The sequence below is a fragment of the Agaribacterium haliotis genome, from assembly GCF_002312815.1.
GTDB lineage: Bacteria > Pseudomonadota > Gammaproteobacteria > Pseudomonadales > Cellvibrionaceae > Agaribacterium > Agaribacterium haliotis.
This window is the reverse complement of the sequence record NZ_NKQJ01000025.1, coordinates 1-12,064: the sequence shown is the minus strand read 5'-3', so window position 1 is coordinate 12,064 and position 12,064 is coordinate 1. Positions and strand designations below refer to the sequence as shown.

Genomic DNA, 12,064 nt, shown 5'->3' with positions numbered 1-12,064 from the left:
TCACTGGGACGAATCAATGGCGTGAATAAACAGAAATTAACAGAATTATGTTGACTTGGAACCACAGTCACTTGTTAAAGACGGAAATAAAACCACTGTCGTCGGCATTTTTGTCGTCGATATGCGACCAGCACACCGGCGCAAAGAAGTGCTCGCCTTCAAAAACCGGCCCGTGGATATAAGCGCCCGGCGTAGCGATTTGGCCGAGGTACTTACCTTCGAGGTCAAAACGCTTCAGACATTGCTGCCAGCGCGAGCTAACCAATAATTCGGGTTTATCCGCATTTCGCAGGTCGACGCCGATGCCGTGGGTATTGACGAGATTATAGTTTTCGTCACTGTTGTTCTGCCCACCCCAGTGGCGGATATAACGGCCGTGGCAGTCGTATTGAATAACAAAGTCGGAACCGTAACCGTCGGTCACATAGATATCGCCATTTGGCGCAACGGTAATGTCGGAGGGGCGGAAGGGCATGCCGGGCTCGTAAATGCCGATAGTGACCGGATGACCGATGGTATAAACAAGGCGGCCATCTAAAGTCAGCTTGGCAACAAAACCCTGCTGAGGGAATACCTTATTTGTTGGGCTGTCCCAGGCTTCGGTGCTGACACCATCCCAGTTGCGATTCATCACCCAGCCGTGGTCGACAACGTATAAAAATTCTTCGCCGTTCTCATTCACAATTTCGATACTGTGCGCGCCGGGGTATTCGCTGCCCCAAGCGTCGAGTAACTCGCCGTCTTTGCTGTAAACGATAAAGTTATTTTTAACTTCGTCGGTTAAAAGGATCACACGGCCTTGGCTATCGATAACAAGGTCGTGGCAGTTTTCCACCGGGTATTTGTTCTTGTCGAGGCGACCCCATTGGGTGTCGACGCGATACTGGAAATCTCCCTGACCGACAATCATGCCGTGGGGGTCTTGGCCTTTAACAGGCTTTGGAGCGTTTTGAGTTTTATAAGCAGGCTGGGTCATTAGCAGTGCTCGAGTAGCATTAAAGTTGGGTGCTCAGAGTGCCGGAATAAACTGTTGAGACTCGCCGTGAACCCTTCCGTGGGGGCTCAACCGCGCCATCCATGGCGCAGATGGTCTCACTAGTTCATTCCGACACTCTCGTCATGTATTAATTGTTTGTTCAGAGGATTAGCTTGTCCTGACACTATTCTAAAACGAAAGCATAATAGTTGAAGTTGGAACACTGCCAGCCCGCTCAAGCCAAGTGCCTGGGCGGGGCTTCTGGGGCAGGATGCCCCGGGGCAGCTACATGGATGTACTTGTGCGGCCCGAACAGGCACTTGGCTTGAGCGGGCGGAACAAAGGCACTATTAGCCAAGCGGCATATGAAACTTAAGCTTGCGCAGTTTCTTCAGTCCAATTCAGGATAGCATCGTCATCTACACGATTCAGCGGGTAGTACTTGGCTTCGTTGTCGCGGAAAGGCTGATTGGTCATCGCGTTAAACGCGGAGATCATGCACCAGCGCGGGTGGTCACTGCGGTTGGCGTTGCTCTTGTGCAGCAGGTTGCAGTGGAAAAACAAAGTGTCGCCCGGCTCAAGCTCAACGTAAACCAAGTCGAGGTACTTCATCGCCTCTTCAACAAATTGCATCTCGGCACCTTTTTGGTCGCCCGTGCGGCCGTGGTCGAGGCGCCCGAGCTTGTGGGAACCTTTAAGCACCTGCAGACAACCGTTTTCTTCCGTCGCCTGGTTGACCGCAATCATGCAACTTACGGCCTTGGGATAAAGCATCAAATTATCGTGATGCCAGTATCCAAAATCTTGATGCCATTCCCAGGCGCCACCGACTTTTGGCTCTTTCATCATCATTTTGGTGCTGGTGTGATAACACTCTTCACCGATAATTTTCTCAACACTGTCAACCAAGCGGCGACTGCGGCTGAACATTGAATAAAGGTCGTCGCCAGTCTCTTGCCACAGGCACACTTTGGATACGGTGCCTTCGGCGTCTTTCTTGTGCCAGGCGTCGCTGTGCAGGCGCGGGTCGTTGAAGGCCTTTTCCTGCAACTTGGCGATTTCGTCTTGGTTGAAATAACCGCGAGCGATGACATAACCGTCGCGTTCAAAGTCTGCCAACTGCTCGGCAGAGAGTTCTATTTTGCTCATAGACCAATGCTCTTAATACTGGACTGATTAATTTGGCGCGCATTTTCCTTGATACGAATCAAAACGCAAGAGAAATGTTGCCTATATGAAAAAGAGATTTAAGTATGAACTCAATAAATAAAATGATTTGCTGTGGCGCGTAAAGACAAACTTAAGTTGCAAAACCGTTGGTCGGCTTCAGGCCTTCAACCTATGCCGCCTCTAAGGGGCGCGGGGTAATGTATGCACATATGGTCGTTCAGACGAAGAGAACAGAGATGGAACAGAATATCATTGCCAGTACCGTGCGCAGCTTAACAATTTTTGCAGGCTTCAGCGCTTATATGCTGTATATGCTCGCCGATTTTGTCAGCGCTATTAATGTTTAATTGATCCGTCAATTAAAGCGCTAGAGATAGTATTACTGCTGTCTTAAACAGCAGCCATAAAGAGAGCCGGCCCGGAAAAACCGGCCTTACGCACCGAGCGAAATTTCGTGTTTGCAGGCGTTGCAAATACAATCGCTGCTGCGAATTAACTGGCTGCAGCGCGGGCAGTGTTTAAAGGGCTGCGCGCGCCGCTGCTCTACCGGCAACAAACAATAGCTTTCAACCCGGCTCGGCAAATAAAACAGCTCCAAGGCCACGCGCATTAACTGCCTGCGCGAAGCCTTATCTACACCGAGATACATAACCAACATTAGTACCAATACTGCAGAGCCAAGGTCCATTGCTGCCTCCTTACGAGTTAGTCAGCGATACTGGGAATACCCGGCAACATACCCACCCAAGCCATAGCAACTAAGCTTACCACCAGTGTCGCTCCGGGAATAATAATACGATCTAAAGCACTCAAGCTGCGGCGTCTCTCGCCATCGCCAATCAAACCGTTGTTATCCAACAGCATGGTCAGAGCCCAGCCAAAAACGGGGTTCACCACCGCCGATGAAAGTATGCAAATACCTGCAGTTTCCGCGCCACGAGTATCTTTCACCATCTGAATGCCCGCTTCCAACAGTGGCATAAACACCCCAACCAGAAGGGCGATACACATCACCGGTTGCCACACGGTTAAATCCATTGGATAACCTGAGATAGCCAGGGCAATACAGAACAGCCCGCAAAGGATGGCGCCGGCCGGAATAGGGCGCTTGGCAATAGCGCTCGGAATCATAAAAGTGCCCCAGCTAGAGGTGACGTTGCCGCCGCCTATAACCGAGGCTAAGGCCTGTCGGAGCGAGCAGGCTGTCATCGTATCGTCTACATCCATCAGTACACGATTTGAACCACTGGGATAGTTCAACTGCTGGAAAACACGATGACCGAGAAAATCCGGCGACCACATAGCCACCGCAAGAATCGCAAACGGGGTAACCGCAACAAAATGATCGATAGTCGGCAAGCCGAGTTTCCAGCCTGTATCTTCACCCCACCAATAACTTGGGTCGAGACTCGGCAAACCCGGGCTGGTGCTGAACTCAAACGGCGCACCCATCAATAGCGCCAGCACTAGGGCCAGCCCAGAACACAGGGGAATCGCCAACCAGCGCTTGCCGACTTTTGCCAACCAGGCGTAGACAAAAATTGTCGCGCTCAGAATCACCATAAACACCGGGCCACTGCCATTGGCGACGGCCCAATCCTGAAACATGCGCAGCTGGGCAATGACCCCAACTGCGCCCAAATAAATCAAGAGACCACCTGACACACCGTGCGAACTCAAACTCACCAAACGGGACCCGCCTCTACTCAGGCTGAGAGCCAGGCCCAGGATCGCTATCATTATGCCCAATGCCAAAGGGTGGCCTCCTGACGCAGCAATCATGCCGATAAGCGGAATCATCGGCCCGTGGTTACCTGCCAGGTTGGCGCGGGGATTTAAAAATCCCGACGTCAAAATCACAAAAAATATCGCTGAAATTAATAATTCCACACGCACGTTTTCAATCACAAAAGCCTGATCGAGGCCGTAGGCGCGAGCGTACGCAGACATCACCGCGCTGAACATCACGGTGATGCCAATAGTGCCCGCAAGTGCAGGTACCAAGTCTTCCCACTCAAAGCGGAAGTCGCGGCCGGGCAAGTTTAGGCGCCAGCGGCGCGGGTTCATGATCTGCAGCTCGTGATCAAGATAAGCACTGCGGCTTTCAAACTCGCTCGCAGGGCGGTGCAATTTTTGGTATTCGCTTTGCTCAACGTTGTTTTTATTCACGCTTTTGTCTAAACCGTTGTCTAAAGCTGGCGCAGATGCGTCCAGGGTCTCAGTCATTTTTTTCTCCCAGTAAAACTCCAGAGGCTGTTGGGCGGCTCCGAAAAACTTGCCCTTGCCAAAGTTGTTTTAAAGGGTTACTCATATAAAAAGATAAAACAAACCAATATTGTTAATTCAATGCATCAGGAAAATTGATATGAAATTCAGCCTGAAACAAATACAGATTTTTCAGCTCGTAGCTGAATTGGAAAGCGTTTCAGAAGCCGCAAAACGGCTGCATATGAGCCAAAGTGCAGCGAGCATGGCTCTAGCTCAGCTCGAAACCCAACTCGGCAACGAGTTATTTCTCCGCCAGGGGCGGCGCATGGAATTAACAAACTGGGGCGTTTGGCTGCGGCCCCACGCCCACGCTCTACTCGAAAACTGCGCCACCATCGAACAGGGCATGAAAGATATGGATCTGGTCAGCGGTGAATTGCGCATAGGCTGCAGCCAAACCCCGGCTGAGCACATGCTGCCTCACCTAATTGCCGAACTGGACCACCACTTTCCCCGCCTGAAACTGCGCGCTGAAGTAGAAAATACCGAGCATGTCATCGAGGGCCTTCTCGATTACCGCTACGATCTAGGCATTATAGAAGGTCATTGTGACAACGAAGATATTACCCGGCAGACCTGGTGCCAGGACGAGCTGGTAGTTATCGCCGGCGCCAATCACCCCTACGCTTTGCAAGAGCGCTGTAGTTTTGCCCAGCTCGACATGGCTCAGTGGATTCTGCGCGAGCACGGCGCCGGCACGCGGGAAATATTTGATACCCACATGCACGAGCACCTCGAGCAAATTAAAGTGCACCGCGAATACGAGCAGACCAATATCATTCTTGAACTTGTCGCCGAAGGCACCTATTTAAGTTGCCTGAGCAAGCGCCTGGTTCAGTCCTGGCTCGACAGCGGTCGCATCAAAAAGCTGAACGTGCCCGAACTGACCATGAAGCGCGATATCAGCTTTATCTGGCGGCGCCAGGAAGCCGAAAACTCCAACCGCTCGGCAATCATAAAAACCGCCCTGAAGATTACTGATTAGCACTATCAGTTTTGCTTATGCATACATTGCCGGGGCCTGACTGCAAGGCCTGTTTAAAGAACTCGATACACAGGCGTGTTTTGGCCGGCACATAAGTGCGCGAGGGATAGAGCAGCCACGCGGCTGTGTCAAAGTTTTGCGCGCTGAACTCGCAGTGCTCGAGCAACGGCAACAGACGCCCGTGGCGGATATCGTGCTCCACCAACCAGTCGGCAAGCAGCGCCGGCCCCAAGCCAAGCAGGGCAGCTTCACGCAGGGCCAGGGGGCTAGATAACAACAGAGAACCGCGCACCGGCAGTTGCTGCTCTGCACCCGCGGCCGATCGATAGCTCCAGCCGGAACTAAAATCGGCGTGACTGAGATTCAGGCAGTCGATATCGAGCAGTGCCTCCGGCTCGGCAGGTGGCTGGTTCGACGCCAGCCAATCGGGGCTGGCACAGAGCCGGTAGCGCACATCAAATAACTTGATACCGACCAGCGACGAATCAAAATTTGGCGATAGACGCAGGCTCAGGTCCAAGGCTTCAGCCAGTGGGTCGACAACGCTGTCTGATAACAGCAGTTCGAGCTCGATCTGCGCATGCTGTAAACGAAAGGCTTTAAGCAGCGGTAAAATACACTGCTGGCCAAAAGCCGTGGAGCTGCCGATACGCACCTTGCCGCGCGGTTCGGCGCCGCGCTCACGCGCCTGGTCGGCCGCCTGCTGCAACTCTTCTAACAGCGGTTCAACTCTATTTAGGTAATCGCGGCCGGCGTCGCTGAGCGATAAGCGCCTGGTGCTGCGCTGAAACAGGCGCAGCGCAAGCTCAGTCTCCAAATTCTTAATTGCCCTCGATACCGACGATGGGTCAAGCCTGCGCCGGCGCGCAACTTCGGCAAAACTGCCGCAGCGAGCAACTTCTACAAACAAGCTCAGTAACTGCGTATCCATTTAGTAAAAAACTCAAGTCGCCGCATTCATGCATATTTCGCATGAATATCATTCAAAAGACAATATTTATTGCAGCTCCAACCGTAATTACGCTGACAACTCACTTAGATTCCAAACTCACTAAAGTTCAAGGCAGTAACTATGACTAAACTCGCTTTTTTAGGTCTCGGCGCCATGGGTTCGCGCATGGCACAAAAACTCGCCGATGCAGGCCATCAACTCAACTTGTGGCAGCGCAGCGACAAAACCGTGCAAATCAGCGGCGCAAAGCTCGAGCTGGCAGCAAGACCACAAGCTGCAGCAAACGGCGCCAGTGTTGTTTTCAGCATGCTGCGCGACGACAACGCTTCGCACCAGACGTGGAATTGCCCCAGCGAAGGCGCACTGGCGGCGATGCAGCCGGGCAGCATCGCGGTCGAATGTTCAACTCTGAGCCCCAAGCGCATCGAGCAGCTGCAGCAACAGTGCAAGCAGCGCGGGGTATTATTTGTACACGCCCCGGTGCTCGGTTCACGCCCGCAAGCCGAAGCCGGACAGTTAATTGTGCTTGCCGGCGGCGACGCACACGCCCTGGAGCAGATAACACCGCTGCTTGCCCAGTTCTCGAGCGCACAGCACAACTGCGTCACCGCTGCCAACGCCGCCAAATTAAAACTACTGGCCAACAGTTGTTTTGCAATTCAAGTACTTGCCAGCGCCGAGCTTTTGAGCCTCGCCAAAGACAGCGGCCTGGATCCTGCCCGGGCCCTGGAGTTACTGCGCGCCACACCACTGTTAAGCCCGGCCGCTGCCGCCACGGGTACAGCCATATTGAACAAAAAATTTGCGCCGATGTTTGCAATCGAATTGGTGAACAAAGATCTCGACTACGCCCGGGCACTTGCTGCGCAAAAAACTCCGCTATTAGAAATCACCCGCGAGTATTTCAAGCAGGCTGCAGAGCAGGGCATGGAGAATCTAAATATTAATGCGGTGGCAAAATTGTTTTCAATTGCCGAAGAATAAAAGGCAGGGCTTAGCCTCGCGCTTGAGGCTAAGCTTAAAACAGCTTCAAATGCTAACAATATTGGACTGGAAGTGCTGAACAATATCGGTCAAATCTAAACGGATGTAGTCTTTTGTATGTGTTTCTTCAAAATGTTGTTTAAAAGCCGCCTCGTCATCAAAGCGTTCCCACAACAAAAAGCGAGCGGGATCTTGCTCACACTGGTGCAAGCTAAAAAGGCTGCAGCCAGGCTCTGTTAAGGTTTTTTGACACAGTGTAACTAACGCCGATTTTGCATTGACAATTTGCGCCTGATCTTTTACGCGCAATTCCGCGGTAATAAAATAGCCAGAATCAAACATAACAATAGCTCCTCCAATAAATGAGCAGCCATGCTACAAACTAGAGTTAACTCTAGGTCAATAGGCTGTGCTCTTTTTCCGCATAGGCACTGACCTTGTATTCCACTACTTCAAGCTCATCTTCCAAGCGCTGAATATCGGCCTTTAGTTTTTGCGCGTGATGAATAAGCATGTCTTTTCTATCAGAAATACTCGAATCACCAATTTTTCTCAACGCTGAAAATTGCTTGATATCGTCGAGTTTCATACCGGTTGTTTTTAGACGCTGAATCCAGCTCAGCCAGATAAGATCGTTGTTTGAATAAACACGCCGACCAGAGACATCACGAGAAACTTCCGTTAACAGGCCTTCTTTCTCGTAATATCTTAATGTGTGAATTGACAAGCCACTTTGTTTTGAAACTTCAGATATATACACTGAACCCTCCCTAAATCCATAGCTTAAACCCATATGCCCTGAGCCCATTAGCCTGAACTCATATGCATTTTTACTAAACCCCGAAATATGACATTTGGTAAAATAACAACGTTGAAATAACTGCCACTAAATAGCTTGTATTCGCATTGCGTAATTTACTTGGTTTAGCATCTGGGTCGTTTAAATAGATAGACCAAGCCAGCTGATGATCAACTGGCTGCACTTCAATACCCTTTGAAGCCAGACGTTAAATAAACAATATCGGGATACTTGCGTCAACATTAATAACCACAGTTGTGCGCTTGTTCTCGGCAGCTTCAAATAAAGCCAGGATTATTGTCGTCGAATTATTCTCACCCAGCCTAAGAGCCCGAACGATCAGCCAGCGAACTTAAAATTTGTAACCGTGATCAGCTAACCACAAGAGGGCATCACCCTCGTTGTCAAAAAATGCCGACTCCGTATCCGGCAGCGCTTTTTGCAGCTCTCTTAAGATATATTCCTGGATTATTTTTGAGCAGACGACGGCTTCCATTTTTTGATTACTTTTGGCACACCAGTGATTAACTTCAAGTATCGGCTGCCAAACTTCAGGGCCGCCCAGGCCCCATTGGCGCAAGTCAACTAAACAAGCCCACGGCGCGGAGGAAATTTGTTGGGCATGCTGTAAAAACTCCTTACACATGCTTTGAGATGTCTCTACATTCCACTCGGCAAAAAGGCGCACAGCAATAACATTGTTGTGCACCTCGATGGTGTAAGCACCATGATTAATCACTATCTACCCCTATCTAGCCCTACCTTTATCACTAGCAATAGCTGGCTAGCACTGGGCGAGCAATTTGACCAAAAGCTTACAGATAAAAGTAGAACAAAGTGGCCACTGCAACAACGTCGCGGTGGCCACTTTGGCGAGAGGCTATAACACGCAGCCAATAGCGCGCAGAATAGATAGACCCGACTTAACTCAAGCCGGGCTGGCTTAATCAAATGCGCTCTGTAGATGGTGAAACTTGCAAGCCAAAACTGGGCTCTAGTGTTTCATCATTAAACGCCGGGCTTCCTGTTCAAGGTCGGTATAGGCTTTGCCCTCAACAGTGACAGCAACCGCGTCGATCGCCCCGCCAACAAAGCGCCCGGGAGCCTTGTATTCATCACTGACGGCGTCGCCGCTGTCATAACCAACACACAGACCGTCGCCGGAAAGGGTAAACTTGCCCGGTTGAGTGCGCATCGGCCCTTCGGCAACCACCTTGTCGTTAATATAAAGTTTGGTTTTACCTATAGATTCGCCGTACTGACCTTTAGACTCACGAATAAACTCCATGCCCAAGGTGTATTTTCCGGGCTTTAGTTTTTCTTTTGCTGTGAACTTTTGCTCTGGGCTTATGCCAAGGAAGTTATACACATAGTTCAGATGGCCGTCTTTAATAAACAGGGTGTGGCCACCAAAGCGCGAACCGTGGGCAAAAATAACCCCCTCACTGTCTTTGCTTATTTCAACGTTCGCCAAGATTTTATATGAGCGGCCGCGAACATTGGCGGCAACCCCTTCCGGCACTGGTGCGGTATCGGGGTAGTAAATATGGCGGTCGCGCGGTTTTTCAGACGACGGCCGGAAAGTAGTAAGTTGTTCAATTGGCGGGCGGTCATCCAGCGGTAAGACAAGATTTTCTTCGGCCTGTTTAAACCACTCTTTTTTTAATTCTTCGAGTTTGTCGGGGTATTTATCGGCGAGGTTAGTGGATTCCGAGCGATCGACTTCTACGTGGTAGAGCTCCCACTTGTCGTTTTCAAAATTCCCCTTGCCAAACGGGGCGTGCAAGCTCGCCGCTTTCCAACCGTCTTTCCAGATACCTCGGGTGCCAAACATGGTGTAGTACTGAACTTTCTTTTGCGTTTTCGCATCGGGTTTGGCGTCAAAACTATAGGCCATAGATACACCGGAAAGCGGATACTGAGGCACCCCGCGGAACACTTGCGGCATCTCTAGCCCGGTTAGTTCAAGTATGGTCGGCACAATATCAACACTGTGGTGATATTGGTGGCGCAATTCACCGCGCGCTTTGATGCCCTTTGGCCAAGAAATCACAAGCGGGTCACCAGTGCCACCTGCAAACTGTGAATAGCGCTTAAACATTTGAAAAGGCGATGAAAATGCCGCAGCCCAACCGGTGGGGTAGTGGTTATAAGTATCGGGGCCTCCGAGCACATCCAGATACTTCATATTTTCTTCCATTTTGTCCGGCCAACCATTAAAGAATTTATTTTCGTTTACCGAGCCATTAGGTGTACCTTCACCGGATGCGCCGTTATCAGCGGCATACAAAATAATCGTATTCTCCAGCTGGCCGCTTTTTTCTAAGTAATCAACCATGCGCCCAACCTGGGCATCGGTGTATTCGGAAAAGCCTGCGTAGACCTCTGCCATACGGCTGAAAAGTTTTTTCTCATCGGCACTTAAGCTGTTCCACGGGCGCACAGCATCGGCGGGGTCAGCCATATCTTTGGGCATCGGGTTAAGCGGCGTCAGCTTAGTTGTCTCAGGCACAATGCCCCGCTTTTTCATACGCTCCAATACCCAGCCACGATAGGCCTCGTAACCATCGTCAAACACACCTTTGTATTTGTCGGCGTAATCTTTGGGGCTGTGGTGAGGAGCGTGATTGGCGCCGGGATTAAACCAAAGAAACCAGGGTTTGCTTGGGTTCGACGCTTTTTGGTTGCGAACCATTTTTATCGCTTGATCGGCAAGGTCTTTACTTAAGTGATAACCGTCTTCGGGCATATAGGGCTGATCAATAAAATGGTTGTCTTCCACTAAGTCGGGGTACCAGTTATTGGTCTCGCCGCCCAAAAACCCGTAAAAGCGATCAAAGCCCTGCTGCAGCGGCCACTGCTTGCGGCTGGCGCCTTCGGCAACGTCGGTCTCTGGCAGGTTGTGATTTTTACCAACCCAAAACGTGCTCCAGCCATTTTCTTGAAGTATTTCAGCCATGGTTGCGGTTTGCTCGGGAATACGACCGTGCTGACCGGGGAAACCGTTGGTGCCTTCAGAGATAGAAGCAAAGCCGTTAATGTGATGGTTGCGCCCGGTCAACAGCGTCGAGCGGGTCGGCGAACACAGCGCGGTTGTATGAAACTGGGTATAAGTCAGGCCGTTAGCGGCAATTTTATCGAGCGTTGGCATATTAATCGCGCCGCCATAGGGCGACCACGCGGCCATACCCGTATCGTCGTACAAAACAATCAAAACATTGGGCGCGTCACTCGGCGCCACCTTGGGCATATACGGCTCCCAATCTGCTTTCGATTTGCGGATATCGATGTCGATAGTGCCTTTAAACTCTTTTTTGGCTTTTTCAGCGGGCGTTATCAACGCATCGTCTGAAGTTAATTCCGTGTTCTCGGCAAGTTCAACTTCCTCTACGGCAAGTTTTGCTTTTTCTTTTTCGCAGGCAGCCAAACTAAAACTGAGACCGACGATACAAGCAGCGGCTAGCAGATAAGGTTTCATTTTTTCTTCCATGTGAGAGTAATGCGGTACTAGGCGCTCAACACAGCTAAAAAGTAAGGTGGTTTTGGCTGCTTTGATTCGCGACAAAACAGCAAAATAACAACAGCGGCGCCTATGTATACGTAACGATCATTCCAAAGAATCTTTGCGATTGCCAGCGCTAAGCAAGATTCACACAAAAAATTGGCGCGGCTTAAAACAAGTGCCTTAAATTAAGGCGCTCTATGAGATGTGTTGCCATGAAAATAATGAACAGAGCGACAGGCTTATCATCTAAGTTGGTTCATAGCCCAGAGTCTGTTAATACTAGTGCCTATTAATACTAAAGCCTGTAAGAACAAATTAGATGCAGCGCTTAGTTGTCTGCTGACTCTGCTAGGGCCTGTTAACACTAATTAAATGCACTCTGTTGCGCCCCTCATTCTGCTCTCAAGGCGTTTGAAGCGCAGTTT

General features: G+C 50.5%; 11 protein-coding genes. 2 read left to right on the top strand and 9 right to left on the bottom strand.

The window, feature by feature from the left end; genetic code table 11:
* Positions 1 to 67: 67 nt before the first annotated feature.
* The 4 genes from CFK45_RS18105 to CFK45_RS18090 all read right to left on the bottom strand — a co-directional run bounded on the left by CFK45_RS18105 (position 68) and on the right by CFK45_RS18090 (position 4,372).
* Positions 68 to 976: an NHL repeat-containing protein gene (locus CFK45_RS18105; protein WP_096087860.1), complete on the bottom strand. Its 909-nt coding sequence runs from the start codon at positions 974 to 976 to the stop codon at positions 68 to 70.
* Positions 977 to 1,348: 372 nt separating this feature from the next.
* Positions 1,349 to 2,125: a phytanoyl-CoA dioxygenase family protein gene (locus CFK45_RS18100; RefSeq protein ID WP_096087859.1), complete on the bottom strand. Its 777-nt coding sequence runs from the start codon at positions 2,123 to 2,125 to the stop codon at positions 1,349 to 1,351.
* 454 nt (positions 2,126 to 2,579) lie between these two features.
* Positions 2,580 to 2,834 (bottom strand): hypothetical protein, encoded by a 255-nt coding sequence (locus tag CFK45_RS18095; RefSeq protein ID WP_096087858.1) that lies wholly within the window; start codon positions 2,832 to 2,834, stop codon positions 2,580 to 2,582.
* A gap of 17 nt (positions 2,835 to 2,851) precedes the next feature.
* Positions 2,852 to 4,372, bottom strand: coding sequence for a DUF3360 family protein (locus CFK45_RS18090; protein ID WP_096087857.1), 1,521 nt, complete (start codon positions 4,370 to 4,372; stop codon positions 2,852 to 2,854).
* Between the two features lie 139 nt (positions 4,373 to 4,511).
* Here CFK45_RS18090 and CFK45_RS18085 point away from each other — a divergent pair, with 139 nt between their 5' ends.
* Positions 4,512 to 5,399: a LysR substrate-binding domain-containing protein gene (locus tag CFK45_RS18085; protein WP_096087856.1), complete on the top strand. Its 888-nt coding sequence runs from the start codon at positions 4,512 to 4,514 to the stop codon at positions 5,397 to 5,399.
* Here the strand turns inward: CFK45_RS18085 and CFK45_RS18080 are convergent.
* On the bottom strand, positions 5,389 to 6,330 hold the full coding sequence (locus CFK45_RS18080; RefSeq protein ID WP_096087855.1) for a LysR family transcriptional regulator: 942 nt from the start codon (positions 6,328 to 6,330) through the stop codon (positions 5,389 to 5,391). The genes CFK45_RS18085 and CFK45_RS18080 overlap by 11 nt on opposite strands.
* A 141-nt stretch (positions 6,331 to 6,471) precedes the next feature.
* Here CFK45_RS18080 and CFK45_RS18075 point away from each other — a divergent pair, with 141 nt between their 5' ends.
* On the top strand, positions 6,472 to 7,335 hold the full coding sequence (locus CFK45_RS18075) for an NAD(P)-dependent oxidoreductase (RefSeq protein WP_096087854.1): 864 nt from the start codon (positions 6,472 to 6,474) through the stop codon (positions 7,333 to 7,335).
* Positions 7,336 to 7,380: 45 nt separating this feature from the next.
* Here CFK45_RS18075 and CFK45_RS18070 read toward each other — a convergent pair whose 3' ends face one another.
* From CFK45_RS18070 to CFK45_RS18055, 4 genes are all read right to left on the bottom strand, one after another.
* Entirely contained in the window at positions 7,381 to 7,677 is a 297-nt protein-coding gene (locus tag CFK45_RS18070; protein ID WP_096087853.1) for a putative quinol monooxygenase, read from the bottom strand.
* Between the two features lie 52 nt (positions 7,678 to 7,729).
* On the bottom strand, positions 7,730 to 8,095 hold the full coding sequence (locus CFK45_RS18065) for a MerR family transcriptional regulator (protein ID WP_096087852.1): 366 nt from the start codon (positions 8,093 to 8,095) through the stop codon (positions 7,730 to 7,732).
* A gap of 391 nt (positions 8,096 to 8,486) precedes the next feature.
* Complete coding sequence (locus tag CFK45_RS18060) at positions 8,487 to 8,873, bottom strand: hypothetical protein (protein WP_096087851.1); 387 nt, start codon at positions 8,871 to 8,873, stop codon at positions 8,487 to 8,489.
* Positions 8,874 to 9,128: 255 nt separating this feature from the next.
* Complete coding sequence (locus tag CFK45_RS18055; protein ID WP_096087861.1) at positions 9,129 to 11,612, bottom strand: arylsulfatase; 2,484 nt, start codon at positions 11,610 to 11,612, stop codon at positions 9,129 to 9,131.
* Positions 11,613 to 12,064 lie beyond the last annotated feature (452 nt).